Consider the following 25,242-nt stretch of genomic DNA (forward strand, 5'->3'; position numbering starts at 1 on the left):
GATGAAAGAAGTTCGTATTGGATTGATTGGCACCGGGTATATCGGGAAGGCGCATGCCATCGCCTATGCCCAGGCCCCGACGGTGTTTAACCTGCGCGGCAAGCTGGTGCGCGAAATGGTGGCGGAAGTCTCTCCAGAGCTTGCCGCCGAGCGGGCGCAGGCGTTTGGCTTCAATCGCTCAACCGGAGACTGGCGTGCGCTGGTGGCTGACCCGGCCATTGATGTCGTGGATATCTGTTCTCCTAATCATCTACACAAAGAGATGGCGCTGGAAGCGATTCGCCATGGCAAGCATGTGTACTCGGAAAAGCCGTTGGCGCTGAACGCCCACGACGCGCGTGAAATGGTTGAGGCTGCACAGCGGGCAGGAGTGAAAACGCTGGTGGGGTTCAACTATATGAAGAACCCAACGGCGCAGCTTGCGAAAGAGATCATTGAGCGCGGAGAAATTGGTGAGGTGATCCATTTCTACGGCACCCACAACGAAGACTACATGGCCGATCCGCTTGCGCCGATCCACTGGCATTGTTTTAAAGAGACCGCCGGACTTGGTGCGCTTGGCGATCTGGCGGCGCATATCGTCAATATGGCGCAGTACCTGGTTGGGGATATTCAGCAGGTCTGCGGCGACCTGAAGATCGTGGTGCCACAGCGTCCGGCGAAAGTCGGTTCCTCGCAAATGGTGACGGTAGAGAACGAAGATCAGGCCCACGCGATGGTGCGCTTTGCAGGCGGTGCGCAAGGGGTGATTGAAACCTCGCGCGTTGCCTGTGGCCGCAAGATGGGGTTGTCGTATGTGATTACCGGGACCAAAGGAACCATCAGTTTTACTCAGGAGCGTATGGCTGAGCTGAAGCTCTATCTGCATGACGATCCGGTCAACCGCCAGGGGTTTCGCACTTTACTGGTTGGCCCGGCGCACCCGGACTACGGCGCGTTTTGCATGGGAGCCGGGCATGGTATCGGCTTTAACGACCAGAAAACTGTGGAAGTACGCGACCTGGTGGACGGCATTGCCGCTGATGCACCGATGTGGCCGGACTTTGAAGAGGGCTGGAAGGTGTCGCGCGTGCTTGACGCTATCGCACTCTCGCACCAGGAAGGCCGCTGGCTGAACGTGAACGACATTGTCTGAAGAGGTATCAACGTGGAAAAGCAGTTTGATGTGATATGCATGGGCCGCGTGGCGGTTGACCTCTACAGTCAGCAAATTGGCGCGCGCCTGGAAGATGTGTCGAGCTTTGCCAAATATCTTGGTGGTTCGTCTGGAAACGTGGCTTACGGCACGGCACGCCAGGGACTGCGTTCTTCAATGCTGGCGCGGGTTGGCGACGAACATATGGGGCGTTTCCTGCGTGAAGAATTAAACCAGGTAGGCTGCGATACCAGCCATCTGATCACTGATAAAGACCGCCTGACGGCGCTGGTGCTACTCGGCATTAAAGACCGGGACACCTTCCCACTGATTTTTTACCGTGATAACTGCGCGGATATGGCGATTACCGCCAGCGATGTTGATGAACAGTACATCGCTTCTGCTCGTTGTCTTGCCATCACCGGGACGCATCTTTCTCATCCGCAAACCCGCGAGGCGGTGTTGACGGCGCTCGCTTACGCCCGGCGTCACGGCGTGCGTACGGCGCTGGATATCGATTATCGCCCGGTGCTGTGGGGACTTACTTCCTTAGGCGACGGCGAAACACGCTTTATCGCCGCCGATCAGGTCACCCGCCAGTTGCAGGAGGTGCTGCATCTTTTTGATGTAATTGTCGGCACCGAGGAGGAGTTTCATATTGCGGGCGGCAGTACCGATACGCTGCAGGCGCTGTCGCAGGTTCGCGGCGTGAGTAACGCGACGCTGGTCTGCAAGCGCGGTGCGCTTGGCAGTTCGGTGTATACCGACGCGATCCCGGCCCGGCTGGACGATGGTCTGACGGTCACCGGCGTGCGCGTAGAGGTGCTGAACGTGCTGGGGGCGGGGGATGCGTTTATGTCTGGCCTGCTGCGCGGCTATCTTAACGATGAGGGGTGGGAGCAGGCGTGCCGCTATGCAAATGCCTGCGGCGCACTGGTGGTATCACGTCACGGCTGTGCGCCGGCGATGCCGAGCAAAGTTGAGCTTGATGATTATCTTTCCCGCGCTGCAGAGGTTCCGCGTCCGGATCTCGATCCGCATCTCAACCATTTACATCGCGTGACGACTCGCCGCCGCACATGGCCGGAACTGTGCGTGATGGCCTTCGATCACCGTAGCCAACTGGAAGAGATGGCGTTGCAGTGCGGCGCGTCTTTGAAGCGTATTCCTGCATTGAAACAGCTTATTTTGCAGGCCAGCCGTGAAGCGGCCAACAGCGCCGGGCTGGAGGGCAAGGCCGGGCTGCTGTGCGATGGTACGTTTGGTCAGGATGCGCTGAATGCGATAACCGGAGAGGGCTGGTGGATAGGTCGCCCTATCGAACTGCCGGGGTCGCGCCCGCTGGAGATGGAACACGGCAATATAGGCTCGCAGCTCATTAGTTGGCCGCAGGAACATGTGGTGAAGTGTCTGGTCTTTTTCCATCCGGAAGATGCCCACGCGTTGCGTCTGGAACAAGAACAGAAAATCGCTGAGGTGTACCGCGCCTGTTGCCAGTCCGGTCATGAGCTGCTGCTGGAGGTGATTTTACCGGCCAGTATGCCGCGCAGTGATGAACTGTATTTGCGCGCCATTTCCCGTTTCTACAACTTAGGGATCTACCCCGACTGGTGGAAACTCCCACCGCTGGCTTCTGCTGGTTGGACAGCGTTGAGTGACATTATCGAACGGCGCGATCCGCACTGCCGTGGCGTGGTGATCCTGGGCCTGGACGCTCCGGCAGAGCAACTGCGTGCTGATTTTAAAGCGGCTGCGGGTCATGGGGTGGTGAAAGGATTTGCCGTGGGACGCACGCTGTTCGGCGACGCTTCCCGCGCGTGGTTGAAACACGATATTGACGATGCGCAGCTGGTGGCGCGCATTAAAGATAACTACCTGCAGCTTATCGCCTGGTGGCGCGAGCGCGGACAAGCATAATTCAGGAGAAGATGATGACGGTACAATTAGGTATTAATCCACTGACATGGACGAATGACGATCTTCCTTCACTGGGCGCTGAGACGTCGCTTGATACGTGTCTGAGCGAGGGCAAAGAGGCTGGATTTGCTGGTTTCGAACTGGGTAATAAATTCCCGCGCGAGGCGCGACTGCTCGGCCCCATTTTGCAGCGCTACGACCTGCTACTGGTTTCCGGCTGGTACTCCGGACGTCTGCTGGAACGCAGCGTGGAGGAGGAGATTGCCGCTGTGCAATCGCACCTGACGTTACTGCGCGAACTGGGAGCGAAGGTGCTGGTCTTTGCCGAAGTCAGTGGCTGCATTCACGGCGAGCAGCAGACGCCGGTACATCTGCGTCCGCGCTTCCCGCAAGAGCGCTGGCAAGAGTACGGTGAAAAGCTCACCGAGTTTGCGCGCTACACCCAGCAGCAGGGAGTACAGATTGCCTATCACCACCACATGGGAACGGTGATTGAATCTGCTGAAGATGTGGATAATCTGATGACGAATACCGGTGATGAAGTCGGCTTGTTGCTCGACACCGGGCATTTGACCTTTGCGGGTGCCGATCCGTTGGCTGTGGCGCAGCGCTGGGCATCACGTATCAACCATGTTCACTGCAAAGACGTACGTGCCGACGTGCTGGCGGATGTCAAAAACCGCAAAACCAGCTTCCTTGATGCGGTGCTGAGCGGCGTCTTTACCGTGCCGGGAGATGGCTGCGTTGACTATCCGCCAATCATGGCATTGCTGAAGGCGAACCAGTATCAGGGGTGGCTGGTGGTGGAGGCGGAGCAGGATCCAGCCATCGCGCATCCGCTGACGTATGCGCGTCTGGGCTATAACAACCTTAGCCGTCTGGCGCGGGATGCCGGGCTTATCTGAGGAGGTGATATGTCACGTTTATTATCACGCTGGCAGCAGCCGGACGCGCAAGGGTGTACGCAGTCAGTGACACCGGAAAGCGCCGGTTGGGGATATGTTGGCTTTAGAGCGTATGAACTGGAGGAAGGGCAGCAGCTTACGCTGCCCGCCGTCAGCGAAGAACGCTGCCTGGTACTGGTCGCCGGACGCGCGACCATTACCACGCCGGGCGCAACTTTTACGGATATCGGTGAGCGGATGAGCCCGTTCGAACGCATCAAACCGTGGGCGGTTTATGTCACTGCTGGTGAAACCATACAGGTTCAGGCGGTGACCAGACTGGAGCTGGCAGTCTGCGCTGCGCCGGGGAAAGGCACGCACCCAACACGGCTGATCGCACCTAAGGATATCGACGGGGAAGCCCGCGGCAAAGGTCACAACCAGCGCTACGTGCACAACATCTTACCGGAAGATAAACCCGCTGATAGCCTGCTGGTGGTGGAGGTGTGGACCAACGAAGGTTGTACCAGTTCTTACCCAAGCCATAAGCATGACACCGATAATCCCCCGCAGGAAACCTATCTGGAGGAGACTTACTACCATCGCCTCAACCCGCCGCAGGGATTCTGTATGCAACGGGTCTACACCGATGACCGGTCGCTTGACGAGTGTATGGCAGTCTATAACCGCGACGTGGTGATGGTGCCGAAAGGGTATCACCCGGTGGCAACCCTGGCGGGATATGACAGTTACTACCTTAACGTGATGGCCGGCCCGGTTCGCAAATGGATGTTTACCTGGGAAGATGAACATGTGTGGATTAACAGGGATTATCCGGTTGATAAGTAAGGTCATGAATGGCTTTTTTAACTGCGAGTCGTTTTTTTCCCTCCTTTTGATGAGTAAAAGGGGGAAGAATGGGATGACGGTTGGCGCTATTTAAGTGCTCATTATTCTCATAGCTCGCCTGGCCATGAGAATAATCCAAGCGTCGATATATTTGAGGTTATGGCAGTAGCCGGGGTGCTCTCGAAAACACCCCGGCTATCTTTTGTTTATATCCCGATCAGGAATTTGGTTGATGGTTCTCAACTACCCAGACGGTGAGTACTTTTTCCAATGTTTTATCTCCCATCGTTGCCTTCGCTCTTACCCAACTTACACCGGCCGTATCCGTTCTCAGTTCAGAGTAAGCATTCCCTAACTTAAAGTTGGTTTTATCCGGCGTCATCGTAAAGGTTCCGCTGCCGGGTTTGGCTTTGCTGCCTGCGCTAAATTCGACACTGCCGTTTAACGGGTTACCGAATTTATCCTGCAACCGGGCCATAAAGCCTACCGGCTCAAGGTTGGCAACGGCATAGCCAGGATCCTGCTCCAGAGTGAGTACTGGATTCTGGGCATCGGCATTCAGCATTATCGAAGCATTTGCCGAGACATTGCTACCGTGTTCAGCCAATGTGGCGGTCAGCGTGTAACGACCCGCCTTATTACCGTGGACATTTACAGTCGCAGTACCGGAACCATTGGTGGTGACAAGCGTATTGTCAATCACCAGAGGATCGCGTGGCGATGGGCCTGTAGCCGTAATTTTCAGCTTACGGTTGCTGACGCCGTTCCCTGATGTATCGGTCAGATGCAGGGTAAACGCCACGTTATCCACATCACTGACTACGGCGGATGTAGTTGACGGTTCGATCGTCAACGCGGCATTTTGCAGATCCGATACCACCTCAATCGCCTTACTCGCCGTAACGCGTTTACCCTCTTTGATGAAGGTTGCCTGCAATTGATAGTGCCCAGCTTCTGCGGCAATAAAGGTTGTTGATGCCATTCCTTTCTCATCCAATGTGAGTTCGGACTGGCCCAGTTTTAATCCACTGGCAGGGGAACTGGTCAGGTGCACGTCACCACTAAATGGGTTGTTTTCACCGTCGACAACCTGTACCTGAATTTCATGTGCCGCTGATGCGTTTGCCACAATGCTCTCAGACGGTGCGGTCAAATTCAGCACTGCGCTGTTAATATCAGGTACGAATTCCAGGTCAACGCTTGAGGACTCAACGCTGTGCTGCCCATCTGTAACCCTGGCATTAACGGTGTAATGACCTGCCTTAACCGTAGTTAACGTTACCGTCGCGTAACCGTCTTTATTGGTGGTGATTTTCTCCGGGTACACGAGCCCTTGTGGCGTTACGATAAGCTCCACTTTCTGTCCTTCAACCGACGCGGCGGTATTGTTGAGCATGATCTCAAGCGTGGCACCATCGCGACCGTTTGCTGCAATATTGGTGATTGCGCCATTGTCTTTGGCCGTCAGAGACAATGTTGCCCCCTCCATTGCAGAGGCAAATGTTACGCTTAGCGATGAGCTGATGTTCCCCACGCTTAGCGTAATATCATAAGTTCCCGGCGTTGAACTGGTCAGTGAGAATCTTGCTTCACCTTTGGCATCGGTCTTCACAACGTTCTCCCCATTCGCGATCTTAACCTGTGGCGGTAACGCCAGAGTGACCGTGTATCCGGACAGCGGGTTCCCATAACGGTCGGTCAGGGTAACGACCGCGATATTACTCTGTTTGCCATCCGCCAGTGCATTGTCCTTGGTCAGGTTAAAAGCCTGCACCACCGGTTGCGTTTTGTCGGCAATCCAGTTGGCTTGTTTTTCCAGCCCAGAGAAATCATGTTTTTGTGACTTCACACCAATGCGTGTCGCCTGAGCCAGTTCAGACGTTGCCTTAGCGCTGTACACGCCGTCTTTCTCTTCTACTGCAGTAAAACGGACCTCGCCGCTGGCTGAAACTGCATAAAAACGTAAGCTGTCGTCGCCGGTGATGGCATTCCCGTCTTTATCTTTTGCTTCTAACGCCAGGCTAATCGGGTGTCCAACGACCTGCTCCATGGGCATTACTGTGAATGTCGATTTTGCCGCCTCTGCGGAAACCGCTTTTAGTTTCACCGTCAGGGTTTCTGTTTTACCCAGGACTTTAGCGGTGATGCGTGCCGTCCCCGCCGTTAAACCCGGCGTCAGCGTGGCGGTATACACCCCGGAGCGGGTTTCCTGCACTTCACCAAGTTTTGGAGCCTGTGCTGAACGCTCACGATTTCTCTGTGCGTCAGGCGTAAACGCTAAAGACAACTCAATGTCATGTGCAAGCCCTGTTAACGGATTACCATTGGTATCTTTAAGCACCAACGTAACCGGATGCTGTGACTTCCCGTCAGCCGCGATGATCGGTTGCTGCTCGCCGTTCAATGTAAAATCCATTGTGCCGACAGAGGCTGAACTCCCCGTCACCGTCACGTTCATCACCGCATAGTTAGAGACATTTCCTTTAACATCTCGCGCCGTTGCACCGATTTGCCAATGATTAGTGCCGCCTGGTGTATAAGCGGGTAACGTCAGTTGCCATGATGTGCCGCTACCGGAAATGCGTCCGCCAGCGGCGGTAAATGCGCTATCGTTCCACTCTACCGACTGAATGCCCCAGTGGGATTTATCCAGCGAAATAGTCACCGGAATAACGGCGCCACCTTCCCCCTGTACGCTTTCAGGCAGGCGGATTTTCAGAACCGATTTTTTGCGGTATTCCAGAACAATATTGTTATTTCGTTCGACAAAATCGTAGCGTCCGTGCTGAACTTCGCGCATTAACGCAACATTGTCGCTGTCCAACTGCTTCGCCAGCGGGATGCCGGGGCGATAGTTAATCTCTATGCCGAAGCGTGAATCATGAGTATTGCTCTGCCCCTGCTTGTGTTCAGCGGAAAGCGTAACTAGCGGAACCGGCGTATAGCTGATCCCGCCTGTAAAGGCGTACGGATTTTCCTGAAGATGATCGCTGCCAAAGAGGCCGACATTCTTGCCGTAATACTTTTCATATTTAAGCGATGCGCCCAGTTGCGGATACGATGGCAACCAACCTTGGGTATAGATATCCCAGCCATCCGCCGGACGTTCCTGATAATCATCCAGATCGTGAGAATCCTTCCATTTTGATAATCTTAAATAAGCATTTGCGCCTGCGCTTAAATAATCTCGCCAATACTCAACGCCTGCACCCATACGTGCGTGATGACGACTTAAATCGTAGTCATAAAATAAGTTTGCGCCCAGCATTGAATTATCCGCCGTGAAGTAGCGATAACCCATACCGATATTAGTTTGGGTTCTGTCATCGGTACGGTGAAGCGATGTCTGGCTAAATAAAACATGCTGCTTTGTATCAATCCACGGATAAAGGAAATCGAACGCCGAATCTTTCAACGAGAAAGCGTCATCGACGTTGAGTTGAATACGCGCATTACCGTACTTCTGTAGCCACTCTACCACCTCCTTCGTTGCCTGTGCTGAGACGGTATTGGCAGCAAAACTGCCCGCATGGCCGTTTTCAATACTTCTGCCAGCCTGCGCGGCGAGAGAAGACAGGCCGCGCAGTTCTTGCTGTTCTGCGGCGGCCTGCGATGCCTTAACGGCTGACGCATGGCTGATGGTTGGCGTGAAGCTAAGAAGGGCAGGATACAGAGCCTGCAAAGCGATTGTTGACCATGCGACAACCTTATTAACGGGGCCTGTTGCCCCATTGCTCCGCGAAATTTTCTTATTTGACATTTGTAACTCCAATATCAATTAAAAAAATCAAAGGTTATTCCATGTACTGAACGGGATGCGTAATATATGTATTTAGTAGGAAAATTCAAGAGTTGTTCATGGAGAAGTTAACTGGATATTTTTACACTATGCGGCATTGTGGGCTGGCTAACGATGTCGAACGTTTAAATGACGAATGTATTTAAAAAATACGTTTATTTTTATCGTGACGATTTTAAGCTTGTAGGGATATTATTTAACCATGGTCGTTCACTGTTAAATAAAAAGAGTTATCAGGAAATTAATCTGCCTGTTCGTATTCAGCTATCATCACGTTCTCCGGATCTAAGTCTGGAACGTGTCAACACTTTCAGGACGGGTCAATAGACACAAAAAAGCCCTCAGCTTGCGCTGAGGGCTTTCATCGGTGTTTGGTGGGCTGGCGGGAGTTGAATCCGCGTCCGAAATATTCTAACTATCTGTTTTTATTGAAATCATGTTCATTCATAAAATCTGCGTAGCTTTTGCGTATCTTTTGGAGTGCTGATGCAGTCCGGCTTGGACCTTGTGAGAGCGATAAAGTGAAAGCGGCTTCAATATCTGCATCTTTGAAACTCAAAGAGTTGATTCGATACGTTGACTCATATTCTGTTTTGTTTTTTATTCCGTTTAAATCTTCGTAACTAATTATAAGGCGTGGACCTTCAACAAAAAGAGGGCTGTTATGGTCTGAGCGTGCTTGAGAAAGCATGTAACTAGATAGTAAGCTAACCATCAAGGATGGAATAGTTATGTACTCCCCTTCTTTTTTTACACTCCATGGTAATATATATTTTATTTCATCGTTTTTTTCTGTGTAGCCATAGATTGAAACTTCATGGTGGCCAAGTATAGAAACTGCTGTTATTTCATTTTCGTGAGTATGGTATAGATAGCTGTATTCGTCAGCGGTTTTTGCTGATTTGTATTCTTCAGTTGCATAATTAAATTGACTATTAAGCTTTTTAATTCCATATAATGAAAAATATTTATCAAAATCAAAAACCCATTGGTAATTGAATTTTAGTGCAGGCCCAAGTCCCACATTGAGAATTTCCAATTTAGTATTTTGAGTTGTGAGTAGCTTACTAAGGGCGATTTTTTTTAATCCCTCTTTTTGACGAATAATGACATGTGAGGTAGATGTCATTATTTGAACTTTGTTAGCTATTTTTCTTTGTATGATTGTTTGACGGATTGCAAGGTAGGCGGCCAGAGCAGAAAAAACACTGGCTACCAGACCTCCTACGCTTATCCAACTAGGTTCAGCCACTTCAATATCCCTACTTATTAATTGAGTAGAGATTATTTGTCATTAAGGTGTTTTTTTCAATGGATTCAGCGATGTATTGTTATCGTATTCTTTCAAATACCTACCATAGTGTCTAAAGAGCATTTCAGGACCCTTGTGGCCCATCTGAGTTGCCAGCCAAAACAGGTTGGCTCCACGGCTAATATGGCTGGTGGCGAATGTGTGTCTTGTCTGGTAAGGGTTACGATACCTGATGCCTGCTTTTCGTAGAGTTGGCGCCCATGCTTTTTTCCTGATCGCATCAGCACCTGCCCAGGGTTTATTGGTTTTTGGATCTTCAAAGACAGTAGCGTCTTTCATGAACGTGAACGTTTTCTGATTTATCAGAGCTGACATTGCTTCATCTGTCAGTTCAACTTTCCGGGTACCTGCTTTTGTCTTGGTCCCTTTGATCACACCGACAACACTCGCGCTCTGGACGTGGGCAGTTTTCCCTACAAAGTCGATATCATGCCAACGAAGAGCACACAGTTCAGAACTACGCAGCCCGGTTTGTATCGCGAACCGGAAAAGATTCTCCCACTGCTTATTGCCAGCAGCAGAGAGCAAAGCGTCTACTTCTGCTGGTGATAGCGGATCAACCACATAACTACTTTCCGCCTCTGATTTATCACTTTGGTATCGTGAGGCTGTTACCAGTGATACAGGGTTAATCTGAAGTACACCATCTGTCACCGCCTCATCCAAAGCTGAACGTAGGAAGGAAAGTTGGTTTCGGATAGTCTTCAATGTTGTTTTCTGGCTCTGGATCCATGTCTTCAATGCGGCCGGCGTCAACTCACTTGCGGGAAAAATATGAAGTGATGACAGCGCGTTTCGACATTTCTTATATCCACCAATTGTTGAAGGGGATAGTTTCCTCGTTTCGCATATCACCAGATACTCGTCCAGGTACATCTTCACAGTTTTGCCTGCGGCAGCGTTACCGAAAATTTTTAACCGGGTCGAACGGGGAAAGTATTCCGCATAAACAAAAGTTCCCCTTTCGATCTTGTTATGAATTTCGCCGAGGGTGCGCTCGGCATATTTGATGTTTTTAGGGGTTACGTCCAGATTAGAAAGGGGCTCACGGCATTTAACCCCTTTATAAGTGAATGTAATATTGATGGTTTCGCCGTTGCGGTGTTTCCTGATGGTTACGCCGCGCGGGAGCTTAGGCGATTCTGTCGTGCCCATTTTGCAACCTCACTAAGATCAATCCATCTTTCCTTAACGCCGTCGACCTTTAGCACCTGAACCCCTTCACGCCATACTCCACGTTGCACTCGTTTGTTGATGGCATCCGGGGTTTCGCCAGTCTCTTTGCAATAAGTTGAGATGGGAACACAATCGAGGCTCAGCATATATTTCTCCATACAATCCCGACTGCACTCGGGAGGTTAATTATTCTTTGAACTGTTTTTTGATAGTTCAAATTTACCATTTTTCAGTACAATATTTGAATCCTTTATACCATTAAGCAACAATTCATATGGATGTTTTGTAGCTTGTTCCCTCATAGAATAATTTGAATTTGTTAGTTTTAAAATTGCCACATGATTCTCAGATATATCTTTGGAAATCATGTCTTTTACTATATCAATTACATCATCTTTCTTTGACATGTCTTCTTTAAGACTAAGAATTGTTAATGTTCTTGCATTGCAAAATTTTATCATGTAAATAATAAATGCTCCAAATCCAAGATAGGCCAGTGAAATTGATATTGCTAATTTCGTTGGGATCTGACTATCAGTAATTTCCGTAGAGGTCAGAATCATTGTTTTCATAAAAAAGAATAGAAGCCCAGTGAAATAAATGAAATTTATCATGATAAATAAGTTACTCATCAGTTGTTTAGTACGTTGAGATGAGTAGTATTCAGAGTCAAGATGCCGCATTAAATTTTCATTATTACGTTTCTTTTGATTTAGCCTATATTGGTCATTGATTTTAGCAAATGTTTCTGAGTTTTCTAGGTATTTATCTGCAATGGCAGATACTTCTCTTTTGATTCTCTCTGATACAATGCAATTAATGTTTTCATTTTTATCATCAAGATAAGATGATATTTGGTTGTTTACTTCGTGATTTATTTTTTCTTTTGCTATTTTTATATTCTCGTTTTGATCTTCGCTGATCTTAACTATTTCCTCTCTAATTAATTCAATAATCTCGCTGTTTTTTGGTGGTGCAGTTACATCGTCATTAATCGTATTTTTTTCTGGTTCTTTTATTCCCTTGTCTAGAAAGGTATTTATGAATGAAGATGTTATTTTTCGCCCAAGGGGAGTTATGGCAAATAATATTATTAGCGCAAAAGGAAGAATAGATTTTATAGTGTCAATCAATATATATTCCATGTGAAGATTTTCCTTTATAAGATAATTATTGCAAGCATTATACATCATGCAATTACAATTTGTGGCCTTGAAAAACTGGCGGTGACTGGACAAACGTAAAAACGGAGGACCACCAGATCTGGGATACACTTGTTATTGCGTTGGTCTGTTTTTATCCACATCAGGCGCGGTGGTAGGTAGGGGGCCAGTGGCTAGCTGGCATCCCTACGGTACTTTTCACCGACAACCGCGGGTTAGACGGTTCCGTTTCGTCGGATAGAGCTGTCGATGCTGGTAGTCACTCCAGCCCGTAACCCCTCCCGAAGACACCTGTTTATCGCTAAAACTTTAAATTACGTACGAGTGGTGCAGCTGTTGAGCCGCCAGTCATTTGAACCCTGACACGGCTTACCGAAGGTTTACTGCGCTCTTCGCCAGTAAGGCTGTTGAACGTACACGGACCCAATACTAGGCGAGGGATGCCTCGTAAAATTACAGTGTCCCCAGCTTTCGGGTGTTTGCGATAAGCCTTGCGGCGTTGTGCTGCATTCATCGTGAAATTCCCCTACCTAACTTTATTGAGCGAATCATCCGGTTATTCATATGCCACCGGCGGCTACTTCGTGGGCGTCCTGCCTGTTCGCTGTTTATGGGACTAATATGTACCATGAGTTCAATTTAGTAAAGTACTTTTAGTTCATTGTCTTTATGTGAAAAGTTCACGCTGAAGCAACGTTATGAACTTAAAGGTAATTTAATTTTAGCCATTGGGATTTATGTTCAAACCAATGGCTGTTTGGAGGGATTTGACGGAGTTGGGGGTTATCCGTGTTTTCGATAGGTCTGGGGCATGCTGCCGATGATCTTTCCGAAAACAAAAATTTTATTCATTTCGTCTTTCTCGATCGGCTCCCAAGGGCGGTAAGTCTTGTTATCGGATATGACAAGCAGCTTATCTTTCATTTTTTGCAGACGCTTAACGTGGGAGGTATCGTCGTAAATGAAGGCATAGATTCCGTCACCGTCGAAGTGTTGAACACTAATGTCAACGAAGAGAAGATCTCCAGGCTCAATCGTTCCAGACATGCTATCTCCTCGAACGTTGATAATTCTAATTTGCTCTGGATTTCTGCCATTAAACATGCGGCGTGCATCGTCCATTGAGTACTCGACTGAGCGCAAAACCTCAACAAATTCACTATTAATAATACCTGGCCCAGCGCTGACACAAATATCAAGAACGTCGATTCGAAAAACGTCGCTACGGTTCTTCAAGCATCCTTCCTTGATCCCGTCTTCCTGTGTGTCGCCAAGTAAATAGGCGGAACTAGTCCCTACAAGAGCAGCTAGCTCTTGCAGTCGCCCCCTGCGGGGAATCGATTCTCCATTAAACCATTTGCTTATGGCTTTTGGTGTGAGGCCCATTCTTTTCGCGATCTCAGCTTGACGACCATGAGAGTGAAACCCCGCTTTATCGCAGGCTTGCGCAAGCCTTTTGGAGAACTGTTTACGCGCTTCTTCTTCTTGAACCATAGGTTCAATCATAGACATACTTGCATGAACTATCAGTTCCGTCATATTATGTACTTTAAGTTCACTTAATGAGGTGTTTATGCAAACAGAAAAGCTACCCAGCCTCTCTGAAGTAATCAAAGCAATAGGGGTGCAATCTATATCAACCGCATGTGGATGCAGCCCACGGGCGATCTATAAGTGGATTGAAAAAGGTTGTCTCCCGCGCACTGATTTCACCGGAGAAACCCATTACGCAGAGCAGATCGCTGTCGCTTCTTCCGGGAAATATTCAGCGGAGCTGATTAAAAAAATTAGCCGTCCGCAAAAGATTAACCAGTCTGCTGCTTAACGAAAACCACAGAAATAAGGGGCAAGCCGTGGGCAACGAACCGAATTGGAAAGTCGAACGTCAGCCAGCTTGGCTGGTGGTCGCAATTAAAAAAACGATTACCGACCTGCCTGGTGGCTACGCCGAAGCGGCGGAATGGTTGGGAGTAACAGAGAACGCGCTGTTTAACCGCCTCCGTGTTGGTGGGGATCAGATCTTCCCTATGGGTTGGGCGATGGTGCTACAGAAGGCCGCTGGTGTTAGCTACATAGCTGACGCGTTTTCTCGGCAAACAGATAACGGAATCCACATTCCAGGCGCGGCACCAGAAACAGAGAACGAAGAGATTGGCTTAAAGCTGGCTGAGCTGGTGGGCAGGCTTGGTGACCTGGTTAACGCATATCGTCGATACATCGATGATGGTGTAGTTGATAAAGGGGAATGGGACAGCCTGAACGAAATAGCGTACCAGTTCCGAGTAACGCTTATGACGTTTCTGAATCTGATTTCACGAGTTTATTGCCTTCCAGAAAAGAGTGACGCCCGCGAGTGTGCAGCTCCGGGCGCCTTGGCGAACAACTCTTCGAGTATGGAGAAATAATCCGCATGAGCAGTTTAACGGCTTTTAACCGTCTACCGCAACTCAGGATGATCCCGGTTTCGGGTACTCCGTTGTTTCGGTATGAACGCAGATTATCAAACCGCTGGGTTCCGTGTAACCACAGTAGGGCGGTTTCAATTGTGGGGGTCTACAACCGGAGGGCAAAACGCCTGTGCGCGAACTTAACCGAAGGTTCAAAGACCACCGCGGAGTGCCAGTCCGTGTTATCCGCTGGGAGCCAGAAACACAGCGCGTTATCTACCTGCGCGATGGCTATCCACATGAATGCTTCAGCCCACTTGAGCATTTCAGGCAAAAGTTCAGGGAGATAACGGACGACCATGAGCCAGATATTTGAAATCGTTCAATCGCTGTCGGGGCAAAGGAATTGCATCACTATTCCGGTCCCGTACCTAGATTATTTCTCCGGCGATCAGCAGGCGCATGCTTTGGGTGCTGTGCTAAACCAGCTTGTGTTCTGGTCCGGTAAATCAGACCTGAATGATGGGTGGTTTTACAAAGAACACAGTGAGCTGGCGGCAGAGATTCGCGGCGTGAGTGAAGATCAGGTGCAGCGTCTGGTAAACAAGATTTGTACCCGATGGTTACCAGGGGTTGTTGAGAAGGCCCAGCGACAGGTAAACGGCACTAAAAAGACGCATTACCGTATCAATGGAGAAGCGCTAATCAACGTTTTATTCCCGGCAACGCTGGATTCCGCAGAATCGCGGAACGGGAAACGTGAAGTCGCGGAACCCATTCCGCAGAATCACGGAACCGAAAACGTAGAACCGCGGAACCCTAACCGCGAAGTCGCGGAACCTATTCTCTATACAGATCATTACTCAGATCACCACAAACAGATTAGTAACCCTTCTTGTCCGGAAGCTTCGCAACCGGACGCTGAAAATTCATCTCCTGTTGAACAGTTTCTTGCTAAACATCCTGAAGCAGTGACCTGGAATGTACCGAAGCGTCAGTGGGGTACTCAGGAAGACCTGACCTGCGCCGAGTGGATTCACAAGCGTATCCGCAAACTTTATGAGACCGCGGCTGAATCCGACGGGGAAGTGGTTTTACCGAAAGCCCCGAACTGGACCGCCTGGGCTAACGAGGTCCGGTTGATGCGCACTCAGGATGGTCGTACCCACAACCAGATTTGCACCATGTTCGACCGGGTGAGTCGTGATCCGTTCTGGTGCCGCAATATCCTCAGTCCGGCAAAACTGCGTGAAAAATGGGATGAGCTGTCCTTGAAACTTTCACCGGCTGGTGGACGCACATCGCGTGGTGATGACCACGGCTTCAAAACCAGCTACCAGAACACTGATTACTCTCAGGTACCAGAGGGGTTTCGCTCATGACCAGTCAATATTGCCAGGCGCTGGCAGAGCTGCGCAGTAAATCAGCCCACAAACTGAATGAAGTCGGTGATCAGTGGTGTACGCCGGACAACATCTTCTGGGGTATTAACGCCATGTTCGGTCCGCTGGTGCTGGATCTGTTTTCAGACGGTGAAAACTCAAAATGTGCCGACTATTACACGGCAAAAGATAACGCATTAGCGCAAGACTGGTCAGCTCGCCTTACCGGGCTGAACGGGGCCGCGTTTGCCAACCCGCCCTACAGTCGCGCTACGCAGCATGAAGATAAGTACATCACCGGGATGCGCTACATCATGCAGCATGCCAGTGCCATGCGTGAAAAGGGTGGACGCTACGTCTTCCTTATTAAAGCGGCAACTAGTGAAGTGTGGTGGCCGGAGGATGCTGATCACGTTGCTTTCATTCGTGGGCGCATTGGCTTTGATCTGCCGTCTTGGTTCGTGCCAGCCGATGAAAAACAGATCCCTTCCGGCGCATTCTTTGCCGGTGCTATTGCGGTGTTCGACAAAAACTGGCGTGGCCCTGCGATGAGTTATATCAGCCGTAAGGATCTGGAAGCGCATGGCGATTCATTTCTGGCGCAGATCCGCAGGGAGGCGGCTCGGTTGGTGCAGCAGCTGCCACAGCAAACTATTCCGGATTTGCCTCAGACAACTGAAACAGTTGCACAGGAAGCAAAGCCCGAAGCGCTGGCGGAAGCGAAACCGCAACCCACCGTGGAGTCAGAGCTCCCACTGACCAAATCCAGCATCATTGAGAAAAGTGGATTCCGGTTCTGGGCATGTGCCTGCGCCGCGTTCGGCGACAAAGACGAGTACACATTCAGCGAATCCCGGTTTGCGCACACCTGGGCATCTGACTCGGTGGAGTGCCCGGAGATCATCGTCGTTCCACCAGAAACCATTGCTAAAGCGGTTACCCTGATCGCACAGCATACCTATCAGCAGAAAATCACTGACTGGTTGGCACAACAACATTTCGACCACGACGGCATTCGCGCTGACATGCAGTCACGCCTGTTCACTCTGGCGCCGGAAATGCTCGCCGATCATGGCTTCAGCGTTGATGACGTGCTGGCCACCATGGAAATAATTCCCCCTGCCTGCTGGCATAACATTCGTTCCTTACGGGCGCGGTTCCGCATCCTGGCTGAAGAGAAAAAGGCTAACGGGGAGGTGGCTGCGTGAAACTGACCCTGCCTTTCCCGCCAAGCGTGAACACCTACTGGCGAGCCCCTAACAAAGGGCCGCTGGTCGGTCGCCACCTCATCAGCGCCGATGGTCGCAAATATCAGAGTGCTGCCTGCGCCGCGATCATTGAGCAGTTACGCAGACTGCCTAAACCATCTTCGGCGCCAGCTGCGGTCGAAATCACCCTGTACCCGCCGGATGCGCGCCGTCGGGATCTGGATAACTACAACAAAGCCCTGTTTGACGCGCTGACGCATGCGGGTGTCTGGGAAGACGACAGCCAGATTAAGCGCATGCTGGTGGAATGGGGACCCGTTGTGCCGAAAGGTCGGGTAGAGATAACGATCAGCAGATATGAACCGGCGGGTGCAGCCGCCTGATATGGAGAAAAGTATGAGCCAGTTAATCGTGAATGGTGTAGTAACAATGTCCAGCCGTGATATTGCGGATCTGGTTCAGAGTAAACACAGTGACGTGAAACGCTCGGCTGAGCGTCTTGTTGCTGCGGGAATTTTAACCGCGCCGTTGGCGCAGTTCGATTTTGAGCATAACGGTAATGTTTACCAGGAGTATCGTTTTAACAAACGCGACTCTCTGGTGATTGTTGCCAGACTGTCACCTGAATTTACCGCCGCGGTTGTCGATCGCTGGCAGGAACTGGAAGAAGGGCAGAGTGTCAGTGTTCCACGCTCATTGCCGGAAGCGCTTCGCCTGGCTGCTGATTTAGCCGAGCAGAAAGAGCAACTGACCATCCAACTGGCAGCCGCGGCGCCAAAAGTGGAGTTTGTTGATCGTTATTGCTCTGCAAAAGGCTCCATGTCATTCCGGCAGGTAGCCAAATTGCTTAACGCAAAAGAAGCTGAGTTTCGTCTGTTCCTTATTGAACGCAATATCCTGTATCGCCTCGGCGGCACACTTACCCCTATGGCACAGCACATTTCCGCGGGAAGATTTGAAGTTAAGACGGGTACATCGAGCACATCCAATCACGCATTTAGCCAGACGCGTTTCACTGCCAAGGGAGTACGCTGGATTGGTGGTTTGTGGGCTGAACATATTGCAGGGGGGCAGGCGGCGTGAGGGCTTTGTTAACTCCTGAAGTCGCCCATCGCATGGGGATTGTGTTGTTTCGTCCCGGCGCGGAATTAATGCCCCTCTTCATGCGTGGTCGCGTTCTTATCGAACCTGAACCAGAAGAAATGGCGTCATTCAGTACAGGGGCTGTTCCCGCAGCCATTCAGCCGCTGGCTGATGATCCGGTAATGCGGCAGGTCTTCGGGAATGAGCGGGTTATTCAGCGTGCCGGTGGGCTTCCTTCCCTTGAGCAATGGTTGAGTAATCGTTTTGAATGCCAGTGGCCACATTCATCATGGCACGACAAGAACTTCACAACAATGTGGCACCCACCAGGAAGCATTCGCCTGTGCTGGCATTGCGATCACACTTTGTCGGGGCAGCATACCGAACAGCTTGCAGGTATAGCGGCAGGAAACCTGGTATCCTGGATTCTGGAAGTCATTCGGCGTGATTCTGGTTTTCCCGAGTCGCATATCCTGACGCTTCCGGAACTGTGCTGGTGGATGGTCAGAAACGACCTGGCTGATGTTATTCCGGAAAGCGTTGCGCACAAAGGGCTGCGCCTTCCGGATGAGAACATCCGCTCTGTCATGAGGGAAAGCGACATTGTGCCTTCAGCGTCTGCAACCAGCCTCGTGCAGGAGAAGGCGAAGAAGATCCTCACGCTCTCTGTAGATCCGGAGTCTCCAGAATCTTTCATGCTCAGGCCAAAACGTCGCCGCTGGATAAATGAGACGTACACCCGCTGGGTTAAAACACAACCCTGTGAGTGTTGCCGAAGGCCAGCAGATGATCCGCACCATATCGTAGGGCACGGTATGGGTGGTACAGCAACAAAAGCCCATGACCTCTTCGTGATCCCTCTGTGCAGAGAGTGCCACGACGAGTTACACGCCGATGTACCGGCATTCGAGCAAAAGCATGGTACGCAGCTTGAGCTGCTATTGCGTTTTATGGATCGGGCGCTGGCGATCGGCGTAATTGCGAAAGCTTAAGTGTATGGAGCGCAAAGAAGCATGAATGAACAAGACCTGAATTTTGTAAGAATAGAATTACGCCGCGCGCTACCTGACCTCTCTGGGGGAACAAAAGGGCAGCTTGAGGCTTTCAGTGAACACCCACCAGCAGACAAAAATTCCACCCCGCGCCGTGGAATTCATCTCGTAGAACTCGAAGGAGAGAAGGGGCCACGCTTTGTTAACTCGCTTTCCGCGCCACTGTATGTGCTGGAAACACGCAGCCGCCGCAGGCCAATGCCGCCGATAAAAGATGCGGAATTTGAGTCCGCGCCGTGGCGTAGGGCAGTGTCTGCGCTTAGTGGATACCAGCAGGCCTGGTTGCGGTACTGCTACGGTTTTGACCTTAGCTATAAGCACCAGGTGATGATGTGTGAATACGTCTGGAAGACTTATCAGAAATGCCTGGGTGAAAACTCGCTTCAGGAGCGCGTAGTAAAGAAACTGATAGGACTGGTATGGCTTGCAGGGCAGGAAATTGCCGCAACCAGAAATAATGAAACCTATAAAGATTATGCTGGCGCGGCGCTGGCCCGTATGGTTAGCGTTGACCGTTCGACATGGTTGCGTGTCTATTCAGGGCACTGGGCCGGGTTAAAGGCCGCATTTTCGGATCTGGACGAGCGTGCGTTGGCTATGGCTCTGGAGTACTACGAGGACGAAGAAACCATCAAAGTGGTAGAAATGTGAAGTAAATTTCACTATCTCCTTCAAACGAGCTTGCAAAATGCAACAAAATAAGCGATATTTGAAGCTAATTTGATATGTTGTCAAGATTTTATAAACCCGCCTTTGAGCGGGTTTTTTGCTACTATATCCGCCTGAAAAGGAGGGTATATGTGGCAAGGCATACCGTTTAAATGGTTGAGTAATGACCTTTTAGACTCTACCAATGTTGTTATTAGTAAAATTCCTCACATAGTAGTTGATACTTCACCTGACTGGCTTGGTCCTGTTCTTTCGGTTTTAGGCGCAATGTTTGGAGGAGCCATACCTGCTTACGTTGCAATAAAAGCTATTCGTGCAAATAAAGAACAAATGCTTCACCAGCAGATGATAATAAACAGGCAGGCATTCATTGATGAGTTGCGCCTTAGAATTTCCACTTTCCTTGCTGATGCAGAAAACATGATTGTGGTAATCAATAGGGAAATTACATCTACAAATAAGAGTTTTTTGCTTATACCCAGGGAGCAACAGGAAATTTTGCTTGCGCTGTCCCATAGGTTGGATATGTCTTCAAATTACATTGAGCTTATGGTTGCTAATAATCCACGGTTTAAGAAAATCATAGAATTAATAAATGCCATAGCCTCAGGTGCAGCAGGATTATTGGATAAAAAAATGCGATATAAGATTGATTATCACGCGAGCCTGCTGAAGCAAGAGACAGTTAAATGTATTGATGAAGAGTGGGAATCAGTTATTAACACTTTGAGTTAACTTCTTCGAACAGTCTCCATCAGTGGGGGCTTTCCTGCTGTGGAAATGGGCGGCTGGTGGGTGTTAGCGCACCCAGCCAGCCATCAGCTCATGCTTTCAGGTCACAAGCTAACCAAGGCCCACTGCTTTAGCGCAAAAGCAACGTGAGCCTATCAGAGTTACGCTTACCGATCTATGAAAAATACTGTAAAAATAAACAGTGCTGAGTTAATCAACGCTGATAGTCTGCATTACGTTGCCACCCTCCCGAATAACTCTATTGATCTGATAGTTACGGATCCGCCGTACTTCAAAGTGAAGCCCAACGGCTGGGACAACCAATGGAAGGGGGACGAGGACTACTTACGCTGGCTTGATAGCTGTCTGGCTGAGTATGCTCGCGTTCTTAAACCTGCTGGCAGCATCTACCTGTTTTGCGGTCACCGACTGGCCTCAGACATAGAGATTATGATGCGTGCCCGGTTCAACGTTTTGAATCACATAATTTGGGCAAAACCATCGGGCCGCTGGAATGGATGTAACAAAGAAAGCCTGCGTGCGTACTTTCCATCTACGGAACGGATTTTGTTTGCTGAGCACTATCTTGGGCCGTACACAGGTAAAGAGGATGTTTACGAAAGGAAAAGCACAGAGCTAAAGCAGCACATTATGACGCCGCTGATTGACTACTTCCGTAATGCCCGTGAATCACTGGGTGTCAGCTCGAAAGAAATAGCTGAGGCAACCGGAAAGAAAAACATGGCGTCACACTGGTTTGGTGCAAGCCAATGGCAACTACCAAATGAAGTGGACTATAGAAAATTGCAGGAACTGTTCACGCGGATCGCTATCGATAAGCACATTCAGCAGAAGCTTGAACATCCTCACCACCAGCTGGTGGCTACCTATCAGTCATTAAACCGCAAGTATTCAGAATTGCTGGAGGAATACAAAACCCTCCGGCGCTGCTTCTCTGTTTCCGCTTTTGTTCCGTATACCGACGTATGGACGCATAAGCCTGTTCAGTTTTATCCGGGCAAACATCCATGCGAAAAACCTGCCGACATGCTGAAGCAGATCATTAGCGCCAGCAGCAGACCAGGGGATATCGTTGCCGATTTCTTTATGGGCTCTGGTTCAACTGTGAAAGCAGCAATAGAACTTGGCCGTCGGGCGATCGGCGTAGAACTGGAGGAAGACAGGTTTATACAGACCACCGAAGAGGTGGAAAAACTGAAAAAATCATAACGATCACCACGCTTCCCCGTTGCTGTGGTGATCACCATCTTCAGGCACCGGGAATCATCCTTAATTTTTACTTGAACATAAGAGCCCGGTTGCCTGATTCCCTTCAATCACACACAGCGCCATCCGAATAAATCGGAGGTAGGGCTATGACCAGAATGAGCACCATCTACAGCAGACTTTCATATGGAACAGGCACCACGCTGACCGGCTGCGGTGTATCAGCGAAGGCATATGCCGAAACAGCTAAAACGGCAAAAGAGGTGTCCTGGATGTTGGCCGACAGAATTGCAGGATTAAGCCTGAGCGACTGGGCAATCATTGTCGGTATCGCATGCACTGTTATCACCTGTGCAGTGAACTGGTATTTCCGCTGGAAAGAACGGGAGGATCGGCGCAATGGCTATGCCACCAAAGCTGAAGAATAAACTGAGCGCAGCGGTCGTTGGTTTGATTCTTGCCGGGGCTTCCGCACCTGTAATTCTCGATCAGTTTCTGGATGAGAAAGAGGGGAATAGTCTGACGGCGTATCGCGACGGCGGCGGACTCTGGACTATTTGCCGTGGCGCCACGATGGTTGATGGTAAGCCAGTAGTTCAGGGCATGAAGCTGTCTGCTGAGAAATGCGCCCAGGTAAATGCCATTGAGCGCGATAAGGCGCTGGCGTGGGTTGAGCGAAATATCAAGATACCGCTGACCGAACCACAGAAAGCCGGGATCGCATCTTTCTGCCCATATAACATCGGCCCTGGAAAATGTTTCCCGTCTACGTTCTACAAACGACTCAATGCAGGTGACCGTAAAGGCGCATGTGAAGCGATCGGCTGGTGGATAAAAGACGGTGGCCGCGACTGTCGTCTGACCAAAGGTCAGAAGAATGGTTGTTACGGTCAGGTAGAACGACGAGACCAGGAAAGCGCGCTAACGTGCTGGGGGATAGACCAGTGAACAGAAGCATCGTTGTTGTTGGGATGGCAGCTATCATCTTCATCGCGGTGCTCTGTGTGCTGCTGACCCGCAGTAATGCTGCGCTGACCACGTCCGAGAGCGACAACCGGGTACTGCGCAGCGATAACGCACTACAGGCGACGGTAATAACCACGCAGGCTTTCAACTTCAACCGGTTTAACCAGATAGCGGAAAACGCCAACCGCCTTAACTCGTTGATAGATGCTGGCACCGAAAAGACAGTTATCGAATACCGGGAGATTCTTCGCCGTGAAAAGACCTGTGATCTGCCTGTTCCTGCTGATGTCTCTAGTGGGTTGCTCAACTACGCGAACCGTTTACGTACCAGCGCAATGCGCGCCGATTCCGGGAACGCTAACGGAGCCGATGATAGTGCCTCTGCCGCCAGCTCAATGACGTATTGTCAGGCCGTCCTCTGGATTGAGCCGCTGCTGGCCATCATTGAGAAGGGGAACAACCAACTGGCAGGAATACGGGAAATTGAAAACACCAAAGCCTCGCCATAAAAGAGATAGTTATTGCCATGTGAATGTTGTCGTTTCTGGGTTGAAAGTTATAGTTGCTTGGCCCCAGTTAGTTCCAGCAAGAATTTGCTCTATGCAATGTGTAGCGTAAAGATCATCGGGCGGAGAGAAAGAAGTGTATTCGCTTTCTATAGTCAACTTGACGTCATGTATTGAGGCGATTGCAACACGTCCTTCATAGTCAGTGTTGCGGAAACAGGAAATTCTCGCTTCGTAAAACTCGTCCGGCAAACCTTCTAACATGCATCCAGTAGCCCACTGAAGAAGCTGTTCGGTTGAATGTTCCTGCGGTACTTCTTGGGTGGTTTGTTGATTGATGAGTCTATTGAGTGTTTTGAGAAAATTAAACATTTCATCTCCTTATAGTTATATTTGGAAACATATCATTTAACGAACCCATCTCACAGAGCATTACAGAAGCCCTTCATTGATGGGATTCGATAATGGATTATAAAGTTTCTAATAAGATGGCCGATTACTTCATGTGAACACAAAACACAAGGAGATAAAAATGGCAAAGGCAACAGTTGCGTGCCCGCATTGCGGTGGCACATCAACCTATGACGTAGGCATTTCAGAGGGTGATGGTTCAAGCAGTCGTAAATGTCCGCAATGCAAAAGGCAGCTAAGAATTCATTTTCGGAAAGGATCTGTTCATAAAGTAGAAAGAACATAAGTTCTAACTAGACCGCCTCCGGGCGGTTTTTTATTGCCATTACAATTGGTAGACCCATCGTAATGGCATTCATAATTAACCTCTGCGGTACAGGCGGCCTAAAGCTTTTGTTGCGGCGACGGCAATATCTGGGTTCATAGAGCGGGACATATCAATCAAACGGGATAGTACTGCTGGGGCTGCAGCGGACCCACCCTCGCCGAGTGCATAAGCTGCAGCGACAGCAATATCTGGATTTATTGAGTTCGATTGTTCAATTAGACGAGCTAAAGCAGCTGGTGACATTGCAGATCTCCTGTGGTGAAAAAACAAATATCACTGTGATCGCATTTTAAATCAACGAGTAAAGCATTCGTCAGAACTTAGTTTTGATGTACTTAACAGAAAGCTGAGGAAATTAGGGCAAAACCGGTCCGGGGCGAGCTTCAGAAACGGTTCCTGTCAAATCGTCAAGAAGTACTACTAGTGCGAGAGCGAATCGAAGCGGTCATGTCAAAATGCTAGTTTTAAAGGGCTTGATTTTTGATGCTGTGGGCATATATACAGGTTGTGGTATGTCACCACTCATTTAGGGTAATGAGTATGAATCAGGCTATTGAGCAAGTAATTTATAATGCCATGAAAAGAAATGAAATCGGTGCTGGCGTTGGTTCTTCTGCCACAGCTAATGAAATCATTAAAGGGATAAAACCTTATTATCAGGCAGCGAGTGAGACGGAAAGGAATGCTATCATCGAAAGGCTGAACAAACTAAAAGCAGAGCCTGGCGTACCAGTTCCATCTAACATCGAAAAGCTATTAAATAATTAATAACAGCCGCCTTAGGGCGGTTTTTTGTTACTCCCCACTTATTACAGTAAATGGTAATCATTATTATTTAATGGGGCCTCCTGGCAGGGTAGCCTGCCACGGGGCGGGAGCGGCGCGGGAAACGATTATTTTTTCGGTTCTAAGGTCATCATCATTCACGCAGGTTATTGAACTCGTCAGAGGTGATTTTGTGCAGATGTTGAGTCGGTCTGCTGTCTTCAGAAGCATGACAGCTGGAGCCGACGCCGCAATGCTCGCTGACATGCTCGGAAGCCTTGCAGAAGAACC

The 25,242-nt window shown here is 49.7% G+C and carries 27 protein-coding genes; 19 read left to right on the forward strand and 8 right to left on the reverse strand.

Annotation, left to right across the window (positions count from 1 at the left end):
* The first annotated feature begins 1 nt into the window (after nt 1).
* From OGY17_RS20115 to iolB, 4 genes are read left to right on the forward strand one after another with little or no spacing between them, the layout of a single operon-like run.
* On the forward strand, nt 2-1,135 hold the full coding sequence (locus tag OGY17_RS20115) for a Gfo/Idh/MocA family protein (RefSeq protein ID WP_032944642.1): 1,134 nt from the start codon (nt 2-4) through the stop codon (nt 1,133-1,135).
* Between the two features lie 12 nt (nt 1,136-1,147).
* Nucleotides 1,148-3,052 (forward strand): bifunctional 5-dehydro-2-deoxygluconokinase/5-dehydro-2-deoxyphosphogluconate aldolase, encoded by a 1,905-nt coding sequence (locus OGY17_RS20120; RefSeq protein WP_286608147.1) that lies wholly within the window; start codon nt 1,148-1,150, stop codon nt 3,050-3,052.
* 14 nt (nt 3,053-3,066) lie between these two features.
* On the forward strand, nt 3,067-3,957 hold the full coding sequence (gene iolE / locus OGY17_RS20125; protein WP_286608254.1) for a myo-inosose-2 dehydratase: 891 nt from the start codon (nt 3,067-3,069) through the stop codon (nt 3,955-3,957).
* A 9-nt stretch (nt 3,958-3,966) separates the two neighbouring features.
* On the forward strand, nt 3,967-4,785 hold the full coding sequence (gene iolB, locus OGY17_RS20130) for a 5-deoxy-glucuronate isomerase (protein ID WP_286608150.1): 819 nt from the start codon (nt 3,967-3,969) through the stop codon (nt 4,783-4,785).
* 217 nt (nt 4,786-5,002) lie between these two features.
* Here the strand turns inward: iolB and OGY17_RS20135 are convergent, their stop codons facing one another.
* The 6 genes from OGY17_RS20135 to OGY17_RS20160 all read right to left on the reverse strand — a co-directional run bounded on the left by OGY17_RS20135 (nt 5,003) and on the right by OGY17_RS20160 (nt 13,741).
* A complete protein-coding gene (locus tag OGY17_RS20135) occupies nt 5,003-8,545 on the reverse strand; it encodes an inverse autotransporter beta domain-containing protein (protein ID WP_286608153.1) in 3,543 nt (1,180 codons plus the stop codon).
* A gap of 454 nt (nt 8,546-8,999) precedes the next feature.
* Nucleotides 9,000-9,836 carry a hypothetical protein gene (locus tag OGY17_RS20140; protein WP_286608155.1) on the reverse strand — a complete coding sequence of 279 codons (837 nt, stop codon included), beginning with the start codon at nt 9,834-9,836 and terminating at the stop codon, nt 9,000-9,002.
* A gap of 42 nt (nt 9,837-9,878) precedes the next feature.
* Nucleotides 9,879-11,051, reverse strand: a complete 1,173-nt coding sequence (locus OGY17_RS20145) for a site-specific integrase (RefSeq protein ID WP_286608157.1) — start codon at nt 11,049-11,051, stop codon at nt 9,879-9,881.
* On the reverse strand, nt 11,012-11,218 hold the full coding sequence (locus OGY17_RS20150) for a hypothetical protein (RefSeq protein WP_024135505.1): 207 nt from the start codon (nt 11,216-11,218) through the stop codon (nt 11,012-11,014). The genes OGY17_RS20145 and OGY17_RS20150 overlap by 40 nt, the downstream gene beginning before the upstream one ends.
* 36 nt (nt 11,219-11,254) lie before the next feature.
* The gene (locus OGY17_RS20155) at nt 11,255-12,217 is read right to left on the reverse strand and encodes a hypothetical protein (RefSeq protein WP_286608159.1); all 963 of its coding nucleotides are present in this window, start codon (nt 12,215-12,217) and stop codon (nt 11,255-11,257) included.
* Between the two features lie 801 nt (nt 12,218-13,018).
* Nucleotides 13,019-13,741 (reverse strand): XRE family transcriptional regulator, encoded by a 723-nt coding sequence (locus OGY17_RS20160; RefSeq protein WP_286608161.1) that lies wholly within the window; start codon nt 13,739-13,741, stop codon nt 13,019-13,021.
* Nucleotides 13,742-13,808: 67 nt separating this feature from the next.
* On the opposite strand from OGY17_RS20160, the gene OGY17_RS20165 reads away from it, so the two are divergent.
* From OGY17_RS20165 to OGY17_RS20230, 14 genes are all read left to right on the forward strand, one after another.
* Nucleotides 13,809-14,060 (forward strand): hypothetical protein, encoded by a 252-nt coding sequence (locus OGY17_RS20165; RefSeq protein ID WP_045445265.1) that lies wholly within the window; start codon nt 13,809-13,811, stop codon nt 14,058-14,060.
* Between the two features lie 28 nt (nt 14,061-14,088).
* On the forward strand, nt 14,089-14,640 hold the full coding sequence (locus tag OGY17_RS20170; RefSeq protein ID WP_286608163.1) for a YmfL family putative regulatory protein: 552 nt from the start codon (nt 14,089-14,091) through the stop codon (nt 14,638-14,640).
* Nucleotides 14,641-14,812: 172 nt separating this feature from the next.
* Nucleotides 14,813-14,998, forward strand: coding sequence for a DUF4222 domain-containing protein (locus OGY17_RS20175; RefSeq protein WP_071828988.1), 186 nt, complete (start codon nt 14,813-14,815; stop codon nt 14,996-14,998).
* Nucleotides 14,982-16,004 carry a phage replication protein O gene (locus tag OGY17_RS20180; protein ID WP_286608165.1) on the forward strand — a complete coding sequence of 341 codons (1,023 nt, stop codon included), beginning with the start codon at nt 14,982-14,984 and terminating at the stop codon, nt 16,002-16,004. Before OGY17_RS20175 ends, OGY17_RS20180 begins: the two co-directional genes overlap by 17 nt.
* Nucleotides 16,001-17,212, forward strand: coding sequence for a phage N-6-adenine-methyltransferase (locus OGY17_RS20185; protein ID WP_286608168.1), 1,212 nt, complete (start codon nt 16,001-16,003; stop codon nt 17,210-17,212). Before OGY17_RS20180 ends, OGY17_RS20185 begins: the two co-directional genes overlap by 4 nt.
* A complete protein-coding gene (locus OGY17_RS20190; protein ID WP_286608170.1) occupies nt 17,209-17,595 on the forward strand; it encodes a RusA family crossover junction endodeoxyribonuclease in 387 nt (128 codons plus the stop codon). Before OGY17_RS20185 ends, OGY17_RS20190 begins: the two co-directional genes overlap by 4 nt.
* Nucleotides 17,596-17,608: 13 nt before the next feature.
* Nucleotides 17,609-18,295, forward strand: a complete 687-nt coding sequence (locus tag OGY17_RS20195) for a phage antirepressor KilAC domain-containing protein (protein ID WP_286608172.1) — start codon at nt 17,609-17,611, stop codon at nt 18,293-18,295.
* Nucleotides 18,292-19,287 (forward strand): DUF968 domain-containing protein, encoded by a 996-nt coding sequence (locus tag OGY17_RS20200; RefSeq protein WP_286608174.1) that lies wholly within the window; start codon nt 18,292-18,294, stop codon nt 19,285-19,287. The genes OGY17_RS20195 and OGY17_RS20200 overlap by 4 nt, the downstream gene beginning before the upstream one ends.
* A gap of 21 nt (nt 19,288-19,308) precedes the next feature.
* Nucleotides 19,309-19,998 (forward strand): bacteriophage antitermination protein Q, encoded by a 690-nt coding sequence (locus OGY17_RS20205; protein ID WP_286608178.1) that lies wholly within the window; start codon nt 19,309-19,311, stop codon nt 19,996-19,998.
* A 147-nt stretch (nt 19,999-20,145) separates the two neighbouring features.
* Nucleotides 20,146-20,751, forward strand: coding sequence for a hypothetical protein (locus OGY17_RS20210; RefSeq protein WP_191225932.1), 606 nt, complete (start codon nt 20,146-20,148; stop codon nt 20,749-20,751).
* 174 nt (nt 20,752-20,925) lie between these two features.
* Nucleotides 20,926-21,978: a DNA-methyltransferase gene (locus tag OGY17_RS20215; protein ID WP_286608180.1), complete on the forward strand. Its 1,053-nt coding sequence runs from the start codon at nt 20,926-20,928 to the stop codon at nt 21,976-21,978.
* A 146-nt stretch (nt 21,979-22,124) separates the two neighbouring features.
* Nucleotides 22,125-22,403: a phage holin gene (locus OGY17_RS20220; protein ID WP_001568784.1), complete on the forward strand. Its 279-nt coding sequence runs from the start codon at nt 22,125-22,127 to the stop codon at nt 22,401-22,403.
* Nucleotides 22,375-22,923 (forward strand): lysozyme, encoded by a 549-nt coding sequence (locus tag OGY17_RS20225; protein WP_286608182.1) that lies wholly within the window; start codon nt 22,375-22,377, stop codon nt 22,921-22,923. Before OGY17_RS20220 ends, OGY17_RS20225 begins: the two co-directional genes overlap by 29 nt.
* Nucleotides 22,924-22,946: 23 nt before the next feature.
* A complete protein-coding gene (locus OGY17_RS20230; protein ID WP_286608256.1) occupies nt 22,947-23,450 on the forward strand; it encodes a hypothetical protein in 504 nt (167 codons plus the stop codon).
* Between the two features lie 9 nt (nt 23,451-23,459).
* On the opposite strand, the gene OGY17_RS20235 is transcribed toward OGY17_RS20230, so the two are convergent.
* Together OGY17_RS20235 and OGY17_RS20240 are read right to left on the reverse strand one after the other, a co-directional pair.
* Nucleotides 23,460-23,819 carry a hypothetical protein gene (locus OGY17_RS20235; protein WP_286608184.1) on the reverse strand — a complete coding sequence of 120 codons (360 nt, stop codon included), beginning with the start codon at nt 23,817-23,819 and terminating at the stop codon, nt 23,460-23,462.
* Between the two features lie 400 nt (nt 23,820-24,219).
* A complete protein-coding gene (locus tag OGY17_RS20240) occupies nt 24,220-24,429 on the reverse strand; it encodes a hypothetical protein (RefSeq protein WP_286608187.1) in 210 nt (69 codons plus the stop codon).
* Nucleotides 24,430-24,726: 297 nt separating this feature from the next.
* Here OGY17_RS20240 and OGY17_RS20245 point away from each other — a divergent pair, with 297 nt between their 5' ends.
* The gene (locus tag OGY17_RS20245; RefSeq protein WP_286608189.1) at nt 24,727-24,954 is read left to right on the forward strand and encodes a hypothetical protein; all 228 of its coding nucleotides are present in this window, start codon (nt 24,727-24,729) and stop codon (nt 24,952-24,954) included.
* Nucleotides 24,955-25,242 lie beyond the last annotated feature (288 nt).

The sequence above is a fragment of the Citrobacter sp. Cpo126 genome (genome assembly GCF_030332445.1).
Lineage (GTDB): Bacteria > Pseudomonadota > Gammaproteobacteria > Enterobacterales > Enterobacteriaceae > Citrobacter > Citrobacter portucalensis.

Coding starts and splice junctions, on each gene's coding strand:
- OGY17_RS20235 (WP_286608184.1), bottom strand. CDS start 23,819: ATGTTTAATTTTCTCAAAACACTCAATAGACTCATCAATCAACAAACC.
- OGY17_RS20225 (WP_286608182.1), top strand. CDS start 22,375: ATGGCTATGCCACCAAAGCTGAAGAATAAACTGAGCGCAGCGGTCGTT.
- iolB (WP_286608150.1), top strand. CDS start 3,967: ATGTCACGTTTATTATCACGCTGGCAGCAGCCGGACGCGCAAGGGTGT.
- OGY17_RS20230 (WP_286608256.1), top strand. CDS start 22,947: ATGGCAGCTATCATCTTCATCGCGGTGCTCTGTGTGCTGCTGACCCGC.
- OGY17_RS20155 (WP_286608159.1), bottom strand. CDS start 12,217: ATGGAATATATATTGATTGACACTATAAAATCTATTCTTCCTTTTGCG.
- OGY17_RS20150 (WP_024135505.1), bottom strand. CDS start 11,218: ATGCTGAGCCTCGATTGTGTTCCCATCTCAACTTATTGCAAAGAGACT.
- iolE (WP_286608254.1), top strand. CDS start 3,067: ATGACGGTACAATTAGGTATTAATCCACTGACATGGACGAATGACGAT.
- OGY17_RS20160 (WP_286608161.1), bottom strand. CDS start 13,741: ATGATTGAACCTATGGTTCAAGAAGAAGAAGCGCGTAAACAGTTCTCC.
- OGY17_RS20210 (WP_191225932.1), top strand. CDS start 20,146: ATGTGGCAAGGCATACCGTTTAAATGGTTGAGTAATGACCTTTTAGAC.
- OGY17_RS20195 (WP_286608172.1), top strand. CDS start 17,609: ATGAGCCAGTTAATCGTGAATGGTGTAGTAACAATGTCCAGCCGTGAT.
- OGY17_RS20165 (WP_045445265.1), top strand. CDS start 13,809: ATGCAAACAGAAAAGCTACCCAGCCTCTCTGAAGTAATCAAAGCAATA.
- OGY17_RS20135 (WP_286608153.1), bottom strand. CDS start 8,545: ATGTCAAATAAGAAAATTTCGCGGAGCAATGGGGCAACAGGCCCCGTT.
- OGY17_RS20215 (WP_286608180.1), top strand. CDS start 20,926: ATGAAAAATACTGTAAAAATAAACAGTGCTGAGTTAATCAACGCTGAT.
- OGY17_RS20180 (WP_286608165.1), top strand. CDS start 14,982: ATGAGCCAGATATTTGAAATCGTTCAATCGCTGTCGGGGCAAAGGAAT.
- OGY17_RS20115 (WP_032944642.1), top strand. CDS start 2: ATGAAAGAAGTTCGTATTGGATTGATTGGCACCGGGTATATCGGGAAG.
- OGY17_RS20185 (WP_286608168.1), top strand. CDS start 16,001: ATGACCAGTCAATATTGCCAGGCGCTGGCAGAGCTGCGCAGTAAATCA.
- OGY17_RS20220 (WP_001568784.1), top strand. CDS start 22,125: ATGACCAGAATGAGCACCATCTACAGCAGACTTTCATATGGAACAGGC.
- OGY17_RS20205 (WP_286608178.1), top strand. CDS start 19,309: ATGAATGAACAAGACCTGAATTTTGTAAGAATAGAATTACGCCGCGCG.
- OGY17_RS20145 (WP_286608157.1), bottom strand. CDS start 11,051: ATGGGCACGACAGAATCGCCTAAGCTCCCGCGCGGCGTAACCATCAGG.
- OGY17_RS20245 (WP_286608189.1), top strand. CDS start 24,727: ATGAATCAGGCTATTGAGCAAGTAATTTATAATGCCATGAAAAGAAAT.
- OGY17_RS20240 (WP_286608187.1), bottom strand. CDS start 24,429: ATGTCACCAGCTGCTTTAGCTCGTCTAATTGAACAATCGAACTCAATA.